This is a genomic window from Endozoicomonas sp. ALE010 (genome assembly GCF_049310165.1).
Lineage (GTDB): Bacteria > Pseudomonadota > Gammaproteobacteria > Pseudomonadales > Endozoicomonadaceae > Endozoicomonas.
In genome coordinates, this window is sequence record NZ_JBLYNV010000022.1 from 1 (window position 1) to 19,589 (window position 19,589).

General features: G+C 48.7%; 19 protein-coding genes and 1 rRNA gene. 14 read left to right on the forward strand and 6 right to left on the reverse strand.

Going from position 1 to position 19,589, the window contains the following annotated elements; genetic code table 11:
* Positions 1–6: 6 nt before the first annotated feature.
* Positions 7–122: ribosomal RNA gene (gene rrf / locus ACO6UY_RS11030) — 5S ribosomal RNA — on the forward strand.
* A gap of 155 nt (positions 123–277) precedes the next feature.
* Here rrf and ACO6UY_RS11035 read toward each other — a convergent pair.
* Entirely contained in the window at positions 278–2,899 is a 2,622-nt protein-coding gene (locus ACO6UY_RS11035) for a hypothetical protein (protein WP_422489937.1), read from the reverse strand.
* A gap of 216 nt (positions 2,900–3,115) precedes the next feature.
* Between ACO6UY_RS11035 and putP the strand changes: the two genes are divergently transcribed.
* Positions 3,116–4,636 (forward strand): sodium/proline symporter PutP, encoded by a 1,521-nt coding sequence (putP, locus tag ACO6UY_RS11040; RefSeq protein WP_422445920.1) that lies wholly within the window; start codon positions 3,116–3,118, stop codon positions 4,634–4,636.
* On the opposite strand, the gene ACO6UY_RS11045 is transcribed toward putP, so the two are convergent.
* Positions 4,637–5,185, reverse strand: a complete 549-nt coding sequence (locus ACO6UY_RS11045) for a hypothetical protein (RefSeq protein WP_209203948.1) — start codon at positions 5,183–5,185, stop codon at positions 4,637–4,639.
* A 150-nt stretch (positions 5,186–5,335) separates the two neighbouring features.
* Here ACO6UY_RS11045 and ACO6UY_RS11050 point away from each other — a divergent pair, with 150 nt between their 5' ends.
* Positions 5,336–5,560: a hypothetical protein gene (locus ACO6UY_RS11050; RefSeq protein ID WP_101749297.1), complete on the forward strand. Its 225-nt coding sequence runs from the start codon at positions 5,336–5,338 to the stop codon at positions 5,558–5,560.
* A 53-nt stretch (positions 5,561–5,613) separates the two neighbouring features.
* Here ACO6UY_RS11050 and ACO6UY_RS11055 read toward each other — a convergent pair whose 3' ends face one another.
* The gene (locus ACO6UY_RS11055) at positions 5,614–5,958 is read right to left on the reverse strand and encodes a hypothetical protein (RefSeq protein WP_422445917.1); all 345 of its coding nucleotides are present in this window, start codon (positions 5,956–5,958) and stop codon (positions 5,614–5,616) included.
* A gap of 255 nt (positions 5,959–6,213) precedes the next feature.
* Between ACO6UY_RS11055 and ACO6UY_RS11060 the strand changes: the two genes are divergently transcribed.
* Complete coding sequence (locus ACO6UY_RS11060; protein ID WP_422445915.1) at positions 6,214–7,665, forward strand: isochorismate synthase; 1,452 nt, start codon at positions 6,214–6,216, stop codon at positions 7,663–7,665.
* A 77-nt stretch (positions 7,666–7,742) separates the two neighbouring features.
* Here ACO6UY_RS11060 and ACO6UY_RS11065 read toward each other — a convergent pair whose 3' ends face one another.
* The gene (locus ACO6UY_RS11065) at positions 7,743–8,984 is read right to left on the reverse strand and encodes a hypothetical protein (protein WP_422489939.1); all 1,242 of its coding nucleotides are present in this window, start codon (positions 8,982–8,984) and stop codon (positions 7,743–7,745) included.
* Between the two features lie 238 nt (positions 8,985–9,222).
* Here ACO6UY_RS11065 and menD point away from each other — a divergent pair, with 238 nt between their 5' ends.
* From menD to ACO6UY_RS11105, 8 genes are all read left to right on the forward strand, one after another.
* The gene (gene menD / locus ACO6UY_RS11070) at positions 9,223–10,974 is read left to right on the forward strand and encodes a 2-succinyl-5-enolpyruvyl-6-hydroxy-3-cyclohexene-1-carboxylic-acid synthase (protein WP_422489941.1); all 1,752 of its coding nucleotides are present in this window, start codon (positions 9,223–9,225) and stop codon (positions 10,972–10,974) included.
* On the forward strand, positions 10,971–11,792 hold the full coding sequence (menH, locus tag ACO6UY_RS11075) for a 2-succinyl-6-hydroxy-2,4-cyclohexadiene-1-carboxylate synthase (protein ID WP_422489942.1): 822 nt from the start codon (positions 10,971–10,973) through the stop codon (positions 11,790–11,792). The genes menD and menH overlap by 4 nt, the downstream gene beginning before the upstream one ends.
* Positions 11,793–11,812: 20 nt before the next feature.
* Positions 11,813–12,652, forward strand: a complete 840-nt coding sequence (gene menB / locus ACO6UY_RS11080) for a 1,4-dihydroxy-2-naphthoyl-CoA synthase (RefSeq protein WP_422466296.1) — start codon at positions 11,813–11,815, stop codon at positions 12,650–12,652.
* A 3-nt stretch (positions 12,653–12,655) separates the two neighbouring features.
* Positions 12,656–13,651 carry an o-succinylbenzoate synthase gene (gene menC / locus ACO6UY_RS11085; protein ID WP_422466294.1) on the forward strand — a complete coding sequence of 332 codons (996 nt, stop codon included), beginning with the start codon at positions 12,656–12,658 and terminating at the stop codon, positions 13,649–13,651.
* Between the two features lie 36 nt (positions 13,652–13,687).
* Positions 13,688–15,088 (forward strand): o-succinylbenzoate--CoA ligase, encoded by a 1,401-nt coding sequence (gene menE / locus ACO6UY_RS11090; protein WP_422489944.1) that lies wholly within the window; start codon positions 13,688–13,690, stop codon positions 15,086–15,088.
* A gap of 123 nt (positions 15,089–15,211) precedes the next feature.
* Positions 15,212–15,853: an RNA 2',3'-cyclic phosphodiesterase gene (gene thpR / locus ACO6UY_RS11095; RefSeq protein ID WP_422489946.1), complete on the forward strand. Its 642-nt coding sequence runs from the start codon at positions 15,212–15,214 to the stop codon at positions 15,851–15,853.
* A gap of 317 nt (positions 15,854–16,170) precedes the next feature.
* Complete coding sequence (gene ubiU / locus ACO6UY_RS11100) at positions 16,171–17,178, forward strand: ubiquinone anaerobic biosynthesis protein UbiU (RefSeq protein ID WP_422466288.1); 1,008 nt, start codon at positions 16,171–16,173, stop codon at positions 17,176–17,178.
* Between the two features lie 131 nt (positions 17,179–17,309).
* Positions 17,310–18,182, forward strand: coding sequence for a U32 family peptidase (locus tag ACO6UY_RS11105; protein WP_422461701.1), 873 nt, complete (start codon positions 17,310–17,312; stop codon positions 18,180–18,182).
* 39 nt (positions 18,183–18,221) lie between these two features.
* Here the strand turns inward: ACO6UY_RS11105 and ACO6UY_RS11110 are convergent, their stop codons facing one another.
* Together ACO6UY_RS11110 and ACO6UY_RS11115 are read right to left on the reverse strand one after the other, a co-directional pair.
* Positions 18,222–18,605 (reverse strand): type II toxin-antitoxin system VapC family toxin, encoded by a 384-nt coding sequence (locus tag ACO6UY_RS11110; RefSeq protein ID WP_422445895.1) that lies wholly within the window; start codon positions 18,603–18,605, stop codon positions 18,222–18,224.
* Positions 18,592–18,873, reverse strand: a complete 282-nt coding sequence (locus tag ACO6UY_RS11115; protein WP_422489947.1) for a hypothetical protein — start codon at positions 18,871–18,873, stop codon at positions 18,592–18,594. The genes ACO6UY_RS11110 and ACO6UY_RS11115 overlap by 14 nt, the downstream gene beginning before the upstream one ends.
* Positions 18,874–19,101: 228 nt before the next feature.
* Between ACO6UY_RS11115 and ACO6UY_RS11120 the strand changes: the two genes are divergently transcribed.
* The gene (locus ACO6UY_RS11120; RefSeq protein WP_422489949.1) at positions 19,102–19,239 is read left to right on the forward strand and encodes a type II toxin-antitoxin system RelE/ParE family toxin; all 138 of its coding nucleotides are present in this window, start codon (positions 19,102–19,104) and stop codon (positions 19,237–19,239) included.
* On the forward strand, positions 19,220–19,510 hold the full coding sequence (locus ACO6UY_RS11125; protein WP_422466281.1) for a helix-turn-helix domain-containing protein: 291 nt from the start codon (positions 19,220–19,222) through the stop codon (positions 19,508–19,510). The genes ACO6UY_RS11120 and ACO6UY_RS11125 overlap by 20 nt, the downstream gene beginning before the upstream one ends.
* Positions 19,511–19,589: the final 79 nt, after the last annotated feature.

A 19,589-nucleotide genomic window follows, 5' to 3' on the forward strand; every position in this document is an offset into this window, starting at 1 on the left:
AATTAGCCTGGCGACCATAGAAGGTTAGAACCACCTGATCCCATCCCGAACTCAGCAGTGAAATGACCGATCGCCGATGGTAGTGTGGGGTTTCCCCATGTGAGAGTAGGTCATCGCCAGGCACCCAACAGAAAAGCCCGGTTGAGTAATCAACGGGGCTTCTTTTCTATATGCTTAAAATCCTCTTTTTGTTAACGCTGTTTTTGATTGCCTCTCGATAACTGTGCCCGGGTAATGCAGTCTTGTGTAAGATGTTCTTGCGCCAAACTTTGTGGTCTTAGTTCCAGTCGTCATCAGTATCAGCATTAGCATTAGCATCACCATCAGGATTCATTTTTTTTTTAAATTCCTCTATGATTGTGTTAAAGGAATCTGGTGCCTTGGCCTCGCTTTTTTTAGAGTTTGCAGCGGAGCGATCGCTTTTTTTGGCTTCAGGCACTTTTCTTAATTTTTGTAAGTTTTGTTCATTGCGAATTTCGTTTAAAAGTGCAACTCTTCCAGAATCTTGACCTTTAACTCCACTACTGGCTTGCGTGGTTTGACTTCCGGCTGATGGTGCTGGCTGTCGCGGAGGAGGAGGTGGTTTATGTCCACCATCTGTTTGGTCTTTAGCTCCACCACTTTTTATGCTTTTGCCAGAAGGTAGTGGTGGTGGCGGTGGTGGTAATGGTTTACTACCATCAGTTTGCCCTTTAGCACCACCGAATTTTGTGGTCTTGCCAGAAGGTACTGGCGGCGGCGGTGGTGGTGTCGGTACTGATTTACTACCATCGGTTTGGCCTTTAGCTCCACCACTTGTTTTGTTTTCAGAAGATGGTGGTTTTGGTGCTGGCCAGGTTGGGCGATTTGATGTTGGTAGTTTTGGTAGTTTTGGTAGTTTTGGGCGTTTTGGTGGTGTTTGTTCTTCGGGTCGTGGGGGTACTATTGGTGGTAGTTTATTTCCATTGGGTTGTATTTCAGCGTCACTGTTCTCTGTAGTGTTGCTGTTACTGGGTATCGGTGGTAATACTTTTTTGGCTTGTAAGGTCTGTGGCTTTTCAGTAGCTGATTCTTGATGCAGGCCTGAGGTAATGTTTGCGTCAATACTGTCTTGAGGTACTTCAGCATCACTTACTGCTGGAGCTTTGTTACTTGAGTCAGCAGAACTGCTACTCAAAGAGTGATTATTGCTTTCATCCATTTCAGCGTCGGGCTTGGCATCAACACCGATGTGGTCAGTTTTATTGGTTACTGGCTTTGCATGCAACATTCTCAGTTGTTTTGCTGTGTCAAGCTGTTGCGAAGTAACAGTGCCTTGCACTATTTTGGCTTGTCGACGATACCTCTTGGCATTTTTTGTCTCATCCTTCGTGTCTTTTTGATATGCATTTCTGGCCAGCTCACAGGCGGTATGCGCAACAACCAATTGATCATAGGCTTCTTTCTGATCAGAGTTTTCTATTACTGATCCTTGAACATGATTTTTGAGTGTTTTTATTTCCTTTTCAGGCAACCAGCCCTGTTCCTCAGACACAAGTTCTTTAAAGTGACTATCAATGCAAGCATGATTGAAGGATTGTAAAGCCAAATTAGAATTGGTATTTGTTGGATCCAGGCTTTGTAGGCTTTCCCATGGTTTGGTTAATTCTACTCCTCTATAAGCAGTCAGGAATGCTTCAGGATGTGTGATGGCTTCTGGTGTCAGATTCTGTTGGTCTTTAAAATATATTTCGACACTGGAATCAAATTGTTTCAGTCTGGAATTCAATGTTTCATACAGGCTTTTATATTCTTTTTGTAGACTTTTAAATTCATTAAATTTATTAACTTCTCTTTCTTCAATTTTTTGGATTGTAGCTTTTGTTGGTTTTCTTTTGCCTTCTAATAAATTTTCATTAACTGCCGTTGCTTTCGCCTCATTTTTTATGATTTGAGAGGCAGTTGTTAGTTTTTGATTAAGTCTTGTAATTATTTTGGGTATTATTTCACGTTGTTCTTCTAAATCTTTTATTTGTATATCTGTGCTTTTTTTGACTTTATTAACATACTTGTTATATTTTGTATCAGCTTCTTCCAAGAATGGATATATTATTGAATTTCTTACTTCTATAATTTGATCTGATAAATATTTATTCTCTTTCAGATTATTTCTTGTTTTGCACCAAGTCGCTACTTTTTCAACATCTTCGGAAAACATGTCGATCATAGTATCTCTTAGTGCTTTTCTATGCTCTTTGCATAAGTCATAACCAATCGTTTTGGCAGCCTTGTACAGACCTTTTACCACTTCACACTTTTGCTTGGTCAATTCAAGGGTTGGAGTATCTTCTTTACAAGGATCAATGCTTCTGAGGTGATTTGGCATTTTCTCAACAAGTATTGCCATTTGAGCATTAATTTTTTTAATTAGAGGGTCTGTTATTTTGGGTGGCAGGCGATGGTGATCGCCGAGTCTCTTTACTTCCTCGTATAATTGAAGGAGCTTTTCTCCCGAGTTGCAGGATTTGATTTCGTAAGAGAGATATCTCTTAACATCTGATTGAACAAGCTTCTGGAATTTTTTCTGGCTGATAAATTCGCAGTCATTTGGAATTTCGTTAGGAAGCATCAAAATACTATCAATATGATCCGATGTATTTTGAACTTCTTGTGTTAAAAGTTTGACCCGTCTGCTGGTCATGGATTCTTGGAACTTATGCATTTTTTGACTGCGAGCATATTTTTCTGGATTAATTCGCTCTATTTTAAGGTAATTCTCAATCTTTCGTCCCCACTTGGAAACCAGCTTCCCATGACTATCCAATATTTTACTGTCCTTGCCTGATTCAATTCCAACGTACCTTGCTGGTTTTTGGTCAGGTAATTTTATCTGGTTATAGGAGGGGGGTGATATGCGTTGACTGTCCATGTCTGTATCCACAAATTACAAGTTCATTTTTGAATAATAGCGCACCTTAACTGGATCAATATAAGGGCAGCTTTAAATCAAAATAATTTATTATCGAAAGGCTAAGAGTCATATTTTTGGCAGACTTTATTTGATAAATAACTAATTAAATCAGCAGGTATTTCAATTGAATTGAACAAATAAATGTGGGCTAACGTTGAAGATATATATACCAAGAGTTTAGCCATCATGGAAAACCAAATACAAATAACCATAACCTTTCTGATCTATTTTATTGCCATGCTGGGGGTTGGTTATATTGCCTGGCAGAGAACCCAGAACTCCTCTGACTATTTTCTTGGCGGACGCTCACTGGGGCCGTGGTCGGCGGCATTAAGCGCCGGTGCTTCTGATATGAGTGGGTGGCTATTATTGGGCCTGCCAGGGTATGCGTTTGCGGCTGGTTTTGAGGCGATCTGGCTGGGGCTGGGGCTATTGGGAGGAACCTGGTTGAACTGGCTTCTGGTGGCCCGTCGTTTAAGAATATACAGTGCGGTTGCGAATGACTCTTTGACGCTTCCCGAATTTTTTTCCAACCGTTTCTCCGATCTGAAGTATATTCTGCAACCGGTCAGTGCGGGTTTTATCCTGATTTTTTTTCTTTTTTACACCAGTTCAGGATTGGTAGCCGGTGGCAAACTCTTTGAATCTGTTTTTGGCTTCGACTACCAGCTGGCAGTGATTCTTGGCATGTTGAGTGTGGTCTCTTACACCCTGTTTGGTGGTTTCCTGGCGGTCTGCTGGACCGACCTGGTGCAAGGCCTGCTGATGTCGGCAGCACTGCTGATCGTTCCGGTGACCGTGCTGGAAGTCACCGGAGGTGCCGGGCAGGTGATGGCCGACATTAACCAACTGAACCCCCATCTGACCAGCATGTTCACTGATGTTCGGGGGGAAGCGCTTTCTGTGATTACGGTTTTGTCATTATTGAGCTGGGGGCTGGGGTACTTTGGCCAGCCACACATTATGGCGCGTTTTAAAGCGGTGCAGTCCAGTCATCAGCTAACCTTGGCACGGCGTATTGCGGTTTCATGGACTGGAATCTGTATGCTGGGTGCTTTGCTGGTTGGTTTAACCGGAATCATATATACCCAGCGGCAGGGATTGGTATTAGACGACCCGGAAGCTATTTTTATGCTGATGGTGAATACCCTCTTTCACCCGGTCATAGCCGGTATTCTCCTGGCCGCGATTCTGGCCGCTATTATGAGTACCGCAGATTCTCAGTTGCTGGTTTGTTCTACTGCGGTAGCAGAGGATTTTTATCGCAATATGCTGCGTCCCAATGCTACTCAGGCTGAGATGCTGTTGGTTGGCCGTATTGCCGTTGTCGCTATTGCGGTGCTGGCCACGGTGCTGGCACTCAACCCGGACAGTTCGGTGCTGGAGATGGTGTCTTATGCCTGGGCAGGGTTCGGTGCCGCCTTTGGTCCTGCGCTGCTGTTTTCCCTTTACTGGAAGCGGATGAATGGGTTGGGAGCCCTTGCCGGTATTGTTGTGGGAGGCGTAACTGTGGTGGTATGGCGTTCGCTCAGTGGGGGAATTTTTGAAGTTTACGAGATTATTCCCGGTTTTATCGCGGCGTCAGTGGCAATAGTGGTGTTTAGCCTGTTGGGAAAAGCACCTTCTGATGCGGAGTCCGAAACCTTTCAGGAGGTGCAGGCGCTTGTGAAATCACCATCCCCTGACAATAGACAAGCTGGTTGTTGATTAATTATGGCGCGGATAACGCCAGAAGTTAGGGCTGAAAGGCAGTGTCAGGGTGGTATCCACACCGGCAAGAGAAGCTTCCGGATGATATTTGCTCAGATGGTAGCGCACCCGCTGCTCCTGTTGTCTGGAAACATCCACCATAATCAGATGTTTGCCTTTTACCAGATCATCGTGGAATCGGGCCGTTTTGTAATTCTCGCGGGTGATCCCTGCCAATCCACCACTCCAGGCACCAAACATGGTAAAGACACCAGCGACCACCAGAAGGGCGGGTAGCGGGATCTCTATCCCGATTGGGTTCCACCACTCAATCACTGTGGCCGCCAGCAGGCCGACAACACCGCCAATGAGGGCTCCCAGTTCTCCGGAGTGAATGACATCGTTTTCCTGCAGCATATTGGCACTGTGAACCTGCTTGTGATACAGGCCAGCTTCGTTTCGGCTTAAAACATGGAGATGCCAGTTGGTGATGCCATCCCGGTGCAGGTCTTCAGTAATTTTGGTGACGCTGTCCAGAGAGCCGGTCAGGTAGTAAAGACGTTTCATGGTAAACTCCTGCTTTACTGCGCGCAGAATCTAAGAATAGAGTATAGATTATCCGGGAGGCTGCCTGAGAAGAGATCACCTCGCTGCTATTCTTGCCGGGGTGTTATTCCAGGCCTGCCAGAGGCCCACGTTGTTTTAGGTGAGTTGACGATGAAGCAAATAAAAGTTGCAGTCAGAAAGAAAGGATCCCGAAGCGCTCAGGAATTCAGTGAAGCAGATAATGAGCTGAAGCAGACTCTGGAGCGACTGGCAAAAAAGGGACTGAACCCTATGCAGATGTGCCAGAAGCTGATTGAACACGAGGTGAAGCATCCCGGCGGCGGGGACTGGACCTACGACCGGGTCGTTGAAGAGTGTGAGCGGTTGAAAGTGTGATGCCCCGGCAGCGGGTTGGCGAGGTTGCCTGAGCGCAACCTTACCATTTGCCGTTATTTTTTTGTGTCCTTCAGCAGGTTCTGGAAGCGGCGCAGCTTCTCTTCCTGAGTCAGCTGAGGGACTGTTTCCGACGGCTCCTGAATAAGCGGGCTGTAATCCAGCGTTGAAGCGTCCGCTGCTGTTTCCTGAGGTGTTGCGCGTTCCTGAAGCCAGGCATCCATCACATCAAGGGCCTCCAGCAACCCCTGATGTTCATCCGATACAGTCAGGTCCTCAGCATCCGCCAACTGATTTATTTTTTTTACCAGGTTACTGCGAATCTGGAGAATTCGTTCCTCCGAGATCTGCTCCCTGTTCTGTTCCAGCCATTGTCTGGCTGACTCTCCATTGGTGGCCATGGTGAATAGTTACCCGTGCTGATGAAACTGATCAAGGGTTCAGTTCTGCTGAAAGGCATGAATTTCAGCGTTGAAAAAAATGCAATGATAGAAAGTTACGTTGAAAAATTCATCTACTATTACCAACAGTCGGTTATACCCTTAGGGATGCTATGGCTTTTCTCGGTAAATACGATCCAGATACCGGTGGCCAATCTACGTACAATTTCGTTATCTTACGATGTCTTTTTTTAACGATCTTATTGGCAGGATGTCTTGACCAGTGTAATTCAGACTCAGTTGGCATTGATGGTGCAACAGTTGGAAAAGCTGTTATCTCAACCTGTGCCTGAAAAGCGGCTGGTCAGAATTGAGCTCCCTTTCCCGGCCATTCACCTACAGGGCTTTCTGGCGGCACAGGATGGCTGTGAAAAAGCATTCTGGAGAGACCGGGAAGGCGATCATGCTATCGCGGCGCTCGGTTACAGCTGGTCAGAAACATTATCCTGCCGACAGGACCTGGCTTGTGCATTTGCCAGTGCTCACAAAATCCTGAGCCATTTGCCGGCGCATAGGAGCAGTCACTGCCTCTGCTACCTCTCTTTTGCGGATGATGAAGCGTCAATCTGGCCTGCTTTTGGTTATGGCAGGGTCATCCTGCCACTGCTGGAACTGGTTCAGACTCGCAAGGGAACGGTGTTGGGTGTGAACCTCAGGTCTGACAATACTTTGGAATACCATGGCAGTATTCGCAAGGCTCTGGAGATTATCGCAGCACTCAACTACTGCCAGCAGTTACCCGAGGCTGACTTTACGTTTCAGCTCGCAGGTTATCAGCCTGATGCCAATGTCTGGAACCAACTGGTGGACAAGGCCCGGCAGGCGTTTGCATCGGGTGTGCTGGATAAGGTGGTGCTATCCCGGGAAACGTGTCTGAAACTTGAGGGGCATCTCTCCCCATTCTCATTGCTTTACGCATGGCAGCAGGCGAATCCGCATTCCTATCAGTTCCTGTTTCAGGGGCAGGGGCAAACGTTTTTTGGCTGCTCTCCGGAGCGACTGGTGAAGCGACTGGAAAATATTATTTCTACCGAGGCCCTGGCAGGTACCATTGTCCGCGGTCAGAACCTGCTTGAAGATGCTCAGCTGGAAAGCCTGCTGATGAGCGATGGTAAAAATATCCATGAAAACCGTCTGGTTCTGGATGATATCTGCCATAGGCTGCAACCCTTCTGCCAGTCCCTGGAAGCGGATCGCAGCCACTCGATTGTTAAATTGCGCCATATTCAACATTTGCGTTACCAGATTCGTGGTGTACTGAACCACGACGTGAGTGATCAACAGTTACTGGACGTACTTCATCCGACCCCCGCAGTGGGGGGCGCTCCAAGAGGGGATGCATTCTCCTTTATTGCCGCCAACGAACCCTATGCTCGTGGCTTGTATGCCGGTGTGTGTGGGATTGTTGGTGTTCAAAAGAGTGATTTCAGTGTGGCAATTCGCAGCGCCCGTCTGGCTGATAATGCCCTGATGCTTTACTCCGGTGCGGGTATTGTGAAGGACTCGGTGGCCGAAGAAGAGTGGTCCGAGCTGGGCAATAAAATTGCCACGGTACTGGATATTCTTGATCGTCATCAGACCGGTGATATCGCTGTATTGTCGGGTCAGGCAGGGCAACGTGTAGACAGTGACCATGATTATGCAGCACTCTCTTCACGTACCTGCTGACAACCCTGAAAAGTTCAGAAGCGATGAAAGTAGTGCAATACTTTCATTTATTCTGGTTGATCGGATACGATATTAAATTAATTATCAATCCCCAATTTCATGATCTGATCAATTAATTCTTGTGTTAAACAACCTGACGCAATTAATCCTGTAATAATTTTGTTTAGTGGTATTCCTTTGGCGCGACAAGCTTCAAAACTAAGTCCCAGCAGATTGTCATCATCCAGAACGACTTCAGGGAATTCCAACTGTAAGCTGAGGATATCAGCATTTGATCGGAAGGCATTCTTGATTTTTTCTTGAGGACAGCTGACTGCTAATAATAGATGTTCGATTTGTTCAATAATAAGTTCACTCTTGTTATCTTCCCTGGCAGCATAATAAGCTTGTTCAACGCTATCATCTCTCTCGTACAGAGCGAATTGCCAGGATTCCCACTCTTCTTTAATAAATGTTGTTGGGTTGTTGCTGGAAGTTTCAGAAGATTCGCCAAGTTCAGGGTTGGTTTCGTACAACCCTACCTGACACTGATAGTTGGTGTTTAACACAGAGATAAACTGACTCATAAGTTTTTTGTCGTTGTCAGCCAGGTTTCCGTGGGCCACAGATAATCTGGAGAACTCTGTTGCAAGCTGTGAGGCTGCCTGATTCTGGAGTGCATTAAAGGGATCCTGGTGACTCGTTGGCCTGGTGGCGGATGCACTGCGTGAAGCTGATTTCCCAGTATCAGGGATACCTTCGTTGTATATTCTATTGATAAGATTTTCCTGCACAAGTCCTCTTTTGATCGCAGTCTCAATAAAGGGCTTTGCTTCTACAAGACGGGTTTCAAGTATTGCTCTAAATTGAAAAGGGGTGTCATCTTTTAATACAATTGCAATGAGATGATCATTGAAATATTGTGGATCAATGGCTCGTAAAAAATCTGTCAAAAGTTCAGTTCTATGATCAAAAGGTATATTTTTAACGATATCTTCAATAGCATCATATTGTTGGCTATCAACTAAATTGTTTTGCCATTCATTCCAGTCCCAGCGCTTTGGATCAGTAGGATTAGCCAGGTGATAAAGTCCGGGAGTTAACGTGAAGCGTGTTGACGATAACTCGTTCAACCGACTAATGGTTCTGGCAAATAATGATTTTCTGATATCACTGATATTAACGGCATTAGTTTGCCGTTGTTCATTGATTTCTGTAGATTTTTTAATAAAATTTTCGGCCAGTTTATTGATGTCATCAGTTTCCTTCAGTGAATTGCCCATTGATTCTTGATAAGTTAATGGTCTACCGGTAGCAGAAGCAGAAAAAGTTGTGTCCACAATAATACACCTCAAAAAATGTTTGACAGAACCTGCCTGTAGAGAATATAAGCAGCCGTTAAAGTAATGGTTTGATAAATAACCCTGTGGAATTAGAGTCTCAAATTGAGGAAAAGTTCATAACCATATCAACAGCCCATGACTACCGGGCTGGAATCATCTTCGGCAGTTCAGGCCTTTCCTGATGAAAGGTCTGGAAAGTCCCATCATCACTGGCTGCTCATGCGGTGAGTTTTTCATGACAGTTAAAACCAACGACGCAAATATCAACAGCATCTGGTCTGCAGTGCTGATCGAAGAACTGTGGCGACTGGGTATCCGGCATTGCTGTATTGCCCCGGGATCCCGCTCAGCACCATTGACCTTTGCCGTAGCAGATCATCATGGTATGACCCGCCATATTCATTTCGATGAACGAGGGGTTGGTTTCTTTGCCCTGGGTCTGGCCAGGGCCACAGGAGAACCGGTGGCTTTGATCACTACTTCAGGCACTGCGGTTGCTAATCTCTACCCGGCGATTATCGAAGCTCACCAGTCGGGTATACCGCTGGTGGTTCTGACGGCTGATCGCCCTCCCGAGTTGATTGACTGCGGTGCAAATCAGGCCATTGATCAGCTGAATATCTTTGGTAACTACACCGGCGCGACGCTGGACTTGCCAACGCCGGGCAGGTCCATCTCCCTCCGTTGGCTGCTGGGCAGTATTGATCAGGCGTATGCCCGATCATCAGCGCTGGGGCTGCCTCTGCATATCAACTGCATGTTTCGGGAGCCGCTCTACCCCCATCAGGTGGAAGCAACGGTTTCTATTGAAAATGACGTCTATCTTGCCAGTATCCAACCATGGATAACCTCATTAACGCCTTATACTGAGTACTTTGTACCAGAGTTAACCCGGCTGCCTGATAGTGGTCGCTGGCAGCATTTTGCCGATGGTAAAGGCCTGATTGTGGTGGGGCGGGTGATGCCTGAGACTGACGTTAATATCATTGTGCAGTTATCCGAACGCCTGGGCTGGCCATTAATTGCCGATGTTCAATCACAGCTGCACGGTCACCGGAAAACCATCAGGCACGCTGACCTGTTACTGGCCAGTTCTGCCAGCGAAAGTCTATTCAATAAGGTCGATCGTGTGCTACAGATTGGCGGTTACCTGACGTCGAAACGATTGGATCAGTTTATTGCCCGGCACCATTGGCAGGAATACTGGATGCTTGACCCTGCTCCCAGAAGAGTCGATACAGGGCAGCGGCAGAGTGTGCGCCTGGTGGGTGATATTGATTCGGTTTGTCGTCAACTGTTGCTCAACAGTGAAGCGATACAGGCTGACAGAGAATGGAGCACACCATTTACAGCCCAGGCAGAAAAGCTTGGTGAATTGCTGAAAAGTCAACGACCAGAGCAGCTTAATGAGCAATGGCTCGGTGCTTCTCTGGGGGAACTGTTACCACCCGGAAGCCACTTATTTCTGGGGAACAGTCTGCCCATTCGCATGGTGGATATCTTCTCAGCACACCATTTGCCCGGGGTTTATGCCAGCCGTGGCGTCAGTGGCATTGATGGGCTGATTGCTACTGCGGCAGGATGTGCTGCCGGACACCAGGGGCCAATGGTGTTATTGATCGGGGACATCTCTTTCCTCCATGACCTTAACTCCCTGCAATTGGCTGCACGGAGCAAAACGCCGATGGTTATTGTGCTGATCAATAACGACGGTGGTGGTATTTTCTATGTGACCACCAAAGGGTGTAGCAACGAGGTTGCCCATGTGACTAATGATTATTTTGTCACACCCCACGGTCTTACAGCAGAGCATGCGGCTGAGATGTTCAGAATTGGTTACTCGGCACCGCAATCCATTGATGACTTTACCGCGCAGTTTCATAGAGCCTGCAGTCAGGCTGGTTGCTCCATTATTGAAGTCTTTACTGAATCCGGCCTTGGGGCAAAAAGTATTGAACAGGCCGTCGCTATGGCGAAAACACTGTGAACCTGTCTTACTACTGCGCTGGTGATGTTCATGCGCCAGTCCTGGTGTTACTGCATGGGTTTCTGGGCAGTGCAAACGACTGGGGCTCCCTGCTGGCAGCGCTGAAAGACGACTATTGCCTGATTGCTGTTGACCTGCCGGGCCACGGCTCAAGTCTGTGGCTGGAGGAAGATAAGCAGGGCGCTGACTACTTCTGCTATCGCCTGGAACAGACGGTTCAAACCATTGAACAGGTGGAAGGCATCTGCCTGAAACGGTTCAACCTGCTGGGCTATTCACTGGGAGGACGTCTGGCCATGGCGTATACCACTGCTTTCCCCCAGCGAGTGGCGCAGCTGTTACTGGAAGGAGCGCATCCCGGGCTGGTCAGTGAGCAGGAAAGAAGCGAGCGTTATCGGTCAGATCTGCAATGGGCCAGACGCTTTACTGAAGAATCAGTGGCTGATGTGCTTTTGGACTGGTATAAACAGCCGGTTTTTTCTGACCTAGATGATAGCCAGATTGGCTCTTTGATTGCTGAGCGATCAAAAGGCAGTGGTTCGATTCTGGCTAATGCCTTGATGGCATTCAGTCTATCGAAGCAGCCAGACTATCGCCGGGCACTTTCCCGGCTCAAGGTTGATTGTCAGCTCAGCGCTGGTTCACCACTGTCCGTTCATTATTTTTATGGTGAAAATGATCACAAGTTCGGGCAGCTTGGACAGCATTTGCTGACAGAGAATGTGATACACAGTGTCCACCCGGTGACCGGGTGTGGACACAATGTTCATCGGGAGCAACCAGAGGCTATGGCCCGGTTGCTCAGAGAGCTCTTCTGAAGAGCTATAAGGAGTTGGATATGAGCAAGCAGCTGGATTCAGGTGTGATCTGGGAAAACCTCAGCGGTGATTATGAGGACATTCTCTATCACCGGGCAGAGGGTATGGCCAAAATTACCATTAACCGCCCGGAAAAGCGCAACGCCTTTCGCCCACAAAGCATTGTAGAAATCCAGAAAGCCCTGGAGTCGGCACGCTTTGATGAGTCGGTGGGTGTGGTGATTCTGACCGGTGCCGGAGATCTGGCTTTCTGTTCCGGTGGTGACCAGAGCGTTCGCGGCGATTCGGGCTACAAGGATGATAAAGGAACTCATCATCTGAATGTTCTCGATCTGCAACGTCAGATCAGAACCTGTCCAAAGCCGGTGATTGCCATGGTGGCCGGTTATGCCATCGGTGGTGGTCATGTCCTGCACCTGGTTTGTGATCTGACGATTGCGGCGGATAATGCCCGTTTTGGTCAGACCGGCCCGAAAGTGGGGTCATTTGATGGTGGTTTTGGTGCCAGCTATCTGGCACGTATCGTTGGTCAGAAAAAAGCCCGGGAAATCTGGTTCCTCTGTCGTCAGTACGATGCCAGACAGGCTGAAGATATGGGGCTGGTCAATACCGTTGTGCCTCTGGCAGAGCTGGAGCGGACAACCGTAGAATGGTGTCGTGAGATTTTGCAGCACTCTCCTCTGGCGCTTCGCTGCCTGAAATCCGCCATGAATGCCGACTGCGATGGTCAAACCGGTCTTCAGGAGCTGGCGGGTAATGCGACACTGCTTTTCTATATGAGCGCAGAGGCACAGGAAGGACGGGATGCTTTCCTGGAAAAACGTCAGCCGGATTTCAGTCGGTTTGGTCGTAATTCCTGAAGCATGAAAGACTGTAAGGCCGATATCCTGAGGTATCGGCTGCCTTTAAAGCAGCCGTTATGGCTGAAGCACACCTGCCTGAATAAGCGGGAAGGGCTGATTTTGCGTTTGCGTATCGGTGACCGATGGGGTTATGGCGACATAGCGCCACTGCCCGGGTTTAGCCGTGAGAGTCTTGCAGACGCGGAAGAACAACTTCAGGCTTTCTGTCGGGCCGTTAATGGTGGCAGGCCGTTATCTATCAACAGTGCTTTTCTCACTGATGTTCTGCATTTGCAGCCAGTACCGTCAGTGCTGTTTGGTATTGAGTCGGCTCTTTGGTGGTTGCAACAGGATCATTGGTTTGACCCGCCAGCAACCGGACCACTTTTGCTGGGTAGCACCGAGGATATCCTCCGCCGACTTGCACTGTGGCAGGGAAACTGGCCGACCGAGTTCAAGTTGAAAATAGGCCGAGACTCAATAGAAGACGACTGTGTCAGAATTAACCAGGTTCTGCAGGCTTTGCCAACGTCCGTCAGCATCAAGCTGGATGCCAATCAGCAATGGACATTGGATCAAGCCATCAGGGTCGCTGCCTCTATTGATGTCGAGCGAATTGCTTATGTTGAAGAGCCGACCGCGCATGTGGCCGAATTCTCACAACTCTACGAGCAGACCGGGCTTCGCTTTGCCCTGGATGAAACGGTCCAGCACCCAAAATACCATCTAAAACCCATGCAGGGTCTGGTGGCCATTGTGATCAAGCCGACGCTGGTGGGTGGTTTGGCCCGTTGCCGACAGCTGGTGACAGCCGGCAAAAGCGTTGGTGTCAGGACTGTTTTCAGCTCTTCTTATGAGTCGTCTATTGGATTGCACATACTGGAGCAGCTCAGCGCTCAGTGGACACCGGAAGAACGACCTGGTCTGGACACTTTATCGGCTTTTACCGACAGCCTGACCTCTGCAAGGATTTTTGCCGGTCAGCCGGTTGCCATTAACCCCGCTTTTTTTCAGTAATACAGAGCTGAACAGAAGCATAGCAGAACGCCGTTGATGAAAACGATCTTCCCCGAATTGCAATACTGTCCCCTGCGTTATCGAGCCATTCATCAGTCCTCCTGTACAGCGATTCAGCTGGAGGAGGGCGGAGTCACGTTTCGGCAGCTGGATGCGTGGGTGGATGAGTGTTGTCGTATATACCGGGATAAGGGCATGAGAGCGGGCCGCCGTCTTCTTTTTGTCACCCATAAACCATTGGACACTGTGGTGGTTGCCCTGGCCTGTCTTCGTTCCCAATGGGTTTTCTGCCCGGTAAACCCGGCGTTTCCGGAAGCGCAAATGTCGGGATATCGTGATCGTATTGGCGCTGCACAGGTGGCAGACAGTGCAGGTATCGATTTTCATCGACGGATTGCTCTCATGCGGCCACTACCGGAGAGCAGACTTCAGCCCATTAAGATTCATGCTGAAGCCGTTTATGACCTGATCGCCACCTCTGGAACAACGGGCATTCCAAAGGCGGTAGCGCACAGTTATAAAAATCATTATTTTAGCGCCCTGGGCTCAATGCATACCTTGCCATTAACCTATGGTGATACCTGGCTGCTATCCTTGCCGCTGTTTCATGTGGGCGGATTGGCCATTGTTATGCGCTGCCTGCTGGCTGGTACCACAATGGTGCTGTTTGAACGTCGGTTGTCGTTGGATGACATGCTGACCAGACAGCGGTTGACCCATCTTTCCCTGGTGAATACCCAATTATTCAGGCTGCTGCAGTCCGGGCTATCACTCTATGATTTGGGTGTGCGTTATATTCTGCTGGGTGGCGGCGTTGCTTCCCCAAGGCTGGTGGAGGCGGTAAAAGCAGAGGGGGTCACTGTTCTGACCACCTATGGTCTGACCGAGATGGCCTCCCAGGTGTGTACCGGAGAGCCTCTGTTTACCGGTAGTGGTGTTACTTCCGGAGCGGTATTGCCATGGCGTGAGGTTCGTTTAACAGAGGAAGGTGAGATTCAGGTGCGTGGCGACACTCTGGCCAAAGGCTATTTTCAGCAGGGCGAGGTGACGCCATTTGCGGGTACCCGTGGCTGGTTTAATACCGGTGACAAAGGGCGTTGGCACGGCGACCAGTTACAGGTCTTTGGTCGTATGGATAATATGTTGATCTCAGGGGGAGAGAATATTCATCCTGAAGAGATTGAGCAGGCTTTGCTGACCTTCCCGGAGATTGTCCAGGCGGTGGTCGTTGCCATGACGGATCCTGAATATGGCCAGCGCCCTGTGGCTTATGTTCAGACGGTGGACGGTACCCTGAATGAACCATTTACAAAAGAGAGGCTGGCAGGCAAGATAGCTAAATTCAAAGTGCCGGTACATATTCGTTTATTTCCTGAGCAGGTAGCGGAATCAGGGATCAAGATTAATCGCCGCTTTTTTCAGGCACTTTTGGAATAATACGACGATACAGGCAGATTTCTGCCAACAATGTACTAGACTAGGTTCAACAAACTTAGCCAAACCAAATTGCAGGGTGCAATTGGTTTGAATTTAGCAGTCAGACGTTGAAGTTAGAATAATATGAAAAATAACCCTATTAGCTACAACGCTTCCAGCATCCCGGCCTCTTTTGATGAGACGCTGCCCCATAATTCACCGGTCAGGGCTTTTCTTGCTGTAAAACTTCCTCTTGAACTTGCTGCAACGCTGCATAAGAAAGCCATTCATCGAGCCGGTGAAGGACATGATCACGACTTGCGCTGGGTAGCTCCCCAGCAGCAGCACATTACCCTTAAATTCCTGGGCAGTAGCTCCCCCCGACAGTTACAGCAGTTAATCAGCAATCTTGAAAATGATCTGGCGGACTACCATACCTTTGACAGTATGACCGGTTGTTTTCGTTTCTTTCCAAATGGCCGAAACCCCCGGGTGCTGGCTCTGGAGATGCATTCAGGACAGGAGTTAAAACGGCTTGCTGATATCTGTGAGCAGGCAGCAGTGCAGTCAGGCTTCAGTGCTGAAACCCGGAATTTTCGCCCCCACGTAACCCTGGGGCGGTTTAAACGACCAAGGTATGTCACCCATAGTCAGTATTTTAACCTTCCCAGCTTCCGGGTGACGGTGGGTGAGGTGGTATTACTGGAAAGTGAGAACACTGCAATGGGAACGCGATATAAATCTCTCCATGCTTTTCCGTTGTTGCCTCTTGCTATTAGCGCATGAAAACACTGATGAGTAGATGGTTGCCTGGTACATGGCTTCAATGAGTTTGACGTATACAATCTCCGTTCACCCTGAGCGCCCTTCGGCTCCGCTCAGGATGCACGGACGAAGGGTGCTTGGCACGATCTCAGAGTCCTGAGTTTCCGCCCTTCGACAAGCTCAGGACGAACGGAGTTCGGAGGCATGACAACCCGCCAAACTCATTGAAACCATGTGCTAGGTGTTGATACTTGTTTTTCTGGCTATTTCTTGATAAGTATCAAGTCGGTTTTTTGTTCAGCGTGCTATGCTGCGCAAAAACTACTGGATAATTCTCTATGGAATTGGTGTGTCCTGCCGGTAACCTTCCTTCCCTGAAAGCCGCTGTCGATAATGGTGCTGATGCCGTATACATCGGCTTTCGTGATGAAACCAATGCCCGGCATTTTGCCGGTCTGAATTTTTCTGATCAGCGGGCCATGAAGGCACTGGACTACGTTGATAAAAATCCCCGTGGAAAAAAGGTGCGGCTTTTTGTTGCGGTAAACACCTATGCCCAGCCGACCAACTGGCACCGTTGGAAAAAAGCAGTGGATATGTGTGCCGACTTCGGTGTCGATGCCCTGATTGCTGCTGATATCAGTGTGCTGGACTATGCCAGCAAGCGATACCCCGATCTTAATCTTCATCTTTCCGTTCAGGCTTCAGCCACTAACCAGGCCAGCCTGTCTTTTTATCATGATCATTTTGGTATCAAGCGCGCAGTACTGCCCAGGGTGCTGTCGTTAAAACAGGTTGAGCGACTGGCTCAGAAAAGCCCGGTGGAACTGGAAGTATTTGCCTTTGGCAGTCTTTGTATTATGGCTGAAGGGCGCTGCATTCTCTCTTCTTATGTGACAGGGGAATCGCCCAATACTGCCGGTGCCTGTTCTCCCGCATCCGCTGTGCGCTGGCAGACCACGGCCAATGGGATGGAAACCCGACTGGGAGGTTTGTTGATCGACCGTTTTGATCACCATGAGCAGGCCGGTTATCCAACCCTCTGCAAGGGGCGCTTTACCGTGAATGATCAGGTCAGTCATGCCCTTGAAGAGCCTACCAGCCTCAATACCCTGGATTTGATCCCTCAGCTGTATCAGTCTGGCATCAGTGCGGTGAAAATTGAGGGCCGCCAGCGAAGCCCCGCCTATGTTGCCGAAGTGGTGAGAATCTGGCGGGAAGCGCTGGACCATTACCAGGCCAATCCGGATCGTTTTACCACCAATGAACGCTGGATGGCTGGCCTTTCCCGTTTGTCTGAAGGTAGCCAGACTACACTGGGTGCCTATAACCGTCCCTGGCAGTGATGTTGGCTGCTTGGCTGTTTCTTTTGATTTAAACCACAAAGACACGAAGCCACAAAGGTTTTTACCTGCTTTGCTTTGTGGCTGATAGATCGCGTTTACGGGTAACGCCCGGCGCAGACAGGGAATAAACTATGCAAATTACCCTTGGCCCACTACTGTTCTTCTGGCCTAAACAAGACGTTATGGCGTTTTACGAGAAAGTAGCCGAGTCCGCCTTTGAACGAGTCTACCTGGGAGAAGTCGTCTGTTCGAAAAGACGTGAGCTGAAGCTGGATGACTGGTTAGCCATTGCCAGGTTATTGCAGTCTAAAGGCAAAGAAGTCGTTCTATCGACACTGACGCTGATTGAAGCTGAGTCTGAACTGGCTCAGGTGAGCAAGGTCTGTGAGAACGGAGACTTTACTGTAGAAGCCAACGATATGGCCGCTGTCCACTATCTATCAAAAGCGGGCGTCCCTTTTATTACCGGTCCTTCGGTGAATCTGTACAGTGCTGAAGCATTGCAGGTTCTGCATGGTACCGGTTTAAAACGCTGGGTTTTGCCGGTTGAACTCTCTTTTGAGCACCTTAAGTTGATTATGGGGCGCTTGCCAGAGCTGGGCATTGATGATCTGGAAACCGAGGTATTCAGCTATGGCTACCTGCCACTGGCCTACTCGGCCCGCTGTTTTACCGCCCGAACCCATGAGCTGAGCAAAGACAGCTGCGAGTTCAGCTGTATTAAGTCATCAGCAGGTATTCCCCTGGCGACCCGGGAAGGTGATGCGCTGTTTACCATCAACGGTATTCAGACACTGTCTGGCAGTTGTCATAATATTCTGGATCAGTGGCAGGTGATGGCCAGTGCCGGAGTGAAGGCCATGCGTCTTTCCGGGCATTCGGAAGATATTCTGAAAGTGGCTGATGAACTGGCGCAGGCAATGGCGTTGGGGAGTAAGGTCATGACTTCGGACATTCAACAATGTAATGGCTATTGGTCAGGAAAGCCCGGCATAACCCATTGAGTAACAGGGAGCAATGATAGAACCCCCATTAAAGTCTGCTCAGTAGCGGGCACTGAACGCCTGAGGTAAATGCTCAATGATACGCTGATCACGGGTAATCAACGGGCAATCGCAAAAAATGGCATCAGCGGCAATCAGCCGGTCAAAAACGTCCCGAGTCCAGTGAATACCCATAGCCGATTGCACCAGTCCTGCGGTGGGCGTTTTTGAACAAACCATGCCCACATCACCATACAAATCCGCCACTATCTCGGCAGGGGTATAGGCAATCCGGCCAATCTCATGCAAATACTGAAGCTCCAGCCTGGCCAGTTCCGGCAAAACAATATCATGATGTTCAAGCTGCTCCTGAGCCTGCGGGGAAACCTTGCCCAAATCACCACTGTGCAGAAAGACCGCAATATGCGTATCAATCAAAACCATTATCTGGCTCCCACTGGTGGGTGATCGCTTCCTCAAGACCTTCTGCCGTATCAGGACCATCAGGCAGCAAGGTGTTGCGGACCTTAAGATTTCCAAGTTTTGATGAAGCTCTGGTGACAACATCCAGTTTTAGCAGAGTTCCCCCCCGTTCAATGGTTAATGGCTTACCACTGGCGATCACATCATCGACAAGCTGATAGATATTCTTGCGAAGCTGAGTCAGGGTAACGCTCTGGCTAGTCTGTTCTGGTTCCTGCTGCGTAGACATAACACAAAATCCTGAAGGTGTGTACGCTTGTAAATATAGGGCGTACATCTCATAAACGCAAGATGACAGTTTTTTTGGGCTTGCCTTAGAAGCGCAGGAGCTGTTGCCGCATAGGGTAAATCTCGGGCAGCTTCCCGGAACCATGCCGACATTACCGCATTGATAAAAGTTAACAATATTGCTAACCTGTGTTTATGAAACAAACGACGTGGCAAATCCACTTCTACAGTGACCGGGTTGCTAAGGACATGGGTAAACTGCCTTTTGCATGTTTTCCAGAAAAAAACTCAAAAGACGCCAAAAAGAGAGTTAGAGCTTGGCTATCAGCGAATGAGGGAGGTACAGCATGGCAAACTCAAGTTATAAAGCGTTTCGGGATAAAATGCTTGAACGTGATGATGTCCAAGCCGCCATGGCCGAAAAGGCAGAGTTCTTCGCGCTTCGGCGCGAACTGATCCGCATGCGGCAGGAGGCAGGGATGACCCAGGAAGAAATTGCCCGGGTAATAGGCACCCAGAAAACCAGCATCTGCCGTCTTGAAAGTGCCAACAGTAAAACCTTGCCCAGCCTGGGCATGTTGAAAAAATACGCCGAAGCGACCGGGCACAAACTGAACATCACCTTCTCACCCGTCTGAAACTATAGCCGACAGAATAAATGACCGGCAGGTGTCAAGAATCAGGGCTTGACTCCGGTTTTCTCGGATTTCTCTGCAA

Coding starts and splice junctions, on each gene's coding strand:
- putP (WP_422445920.1), top strand. CDS start 3,116: ATGGAAAACCAAATACAAATAACCATAACCTTTCTGATCTATTTTATT.
- ACO6UY_RS11045 (WP_209203948.1), bottom strand. CDS start 5,185: ATGAAACGTCTTTACTACCTGACCGGCTCTCTGGACAGCGTCACCAAA.
- ACO6UY_RS11050 (WP_101749297.1), top strand. CDS start 5,336: ATGAAGCAAATAAAAGTTGCAGTCAGAAAGAAAGGATCCCGAAGCGCT.
- ACO6UY_RS11055 (WP_422445917.1), bottom strand. CDS start 5,958: ATGGCCACCAATGGAGAGTCAGCCAGACAATGGCTGGAACAGAACAGG.
- menD (WP_422489941.1), top strand. CDS start 9,223: ATGACAGTTAAAACCAACGACGCAAATATCAACAGCATCTGGTCTGCA.
- menB (WP_422466296.1), top strand. CDS start 11,813: ATGAGCAAGCAGCTGGATTCAGGTGTGATCTGGGAAAACCTCAGCGGT.
- menC (WP_422466294.1), top strand. CDS start 12,656: ATGAAAGACTGTAAGGCCGATATCCTGAGGTATCGGCTGCCTTTAAAG.
- menE (WP_422489944.1), top strand. CDS start 13,688: ATGAAAACGATCTTCCCCGAATTGCAATACTGTCCCCTGCGTTATCGA.
- thpR (WP_422489946.1), top strand. CDS start 15,212: ATGAAAAATAACCCTATTAGCTACAACGCTTCCAGCATCCCGGCCTCT.
- ubiU (WP_422466288.1), top strand. CDS start 16,171: ATGGAATTGGTGTGTCCTGCCGGTAACCTTCCTTCCCTGAAAGCCGCT.
- ACO6UY_RS11105 (WP_422461701.1), top strand. CDS start 17,310: ATGCAAATTACCCTTGGCCCACTACTGTTCTTCTGGCCTAAACAAGAC.
- ACO6UY_RS11110 (WP_422445895.1), bottom strand. CDS start 18,605: ATGGTTTTGATTGATACGCATATTGCGGTCTTTCTGCACAGTGGTGAT.
- ACO6UY_RS11115 (WP_422489947.1), bottom strand. CDS start 18,873: ATGTCTACGCAGCAGGAACCAGAACAGACTAGCCAGAGCGTTACCCTG.
- ACO6UY_RS11125 (WP_422466281.1), top strand. CDS start 19,220: ATGGCAAACTCAAGTTATAAAGCGTTTCGGGATAAAATGCTTGAACGT.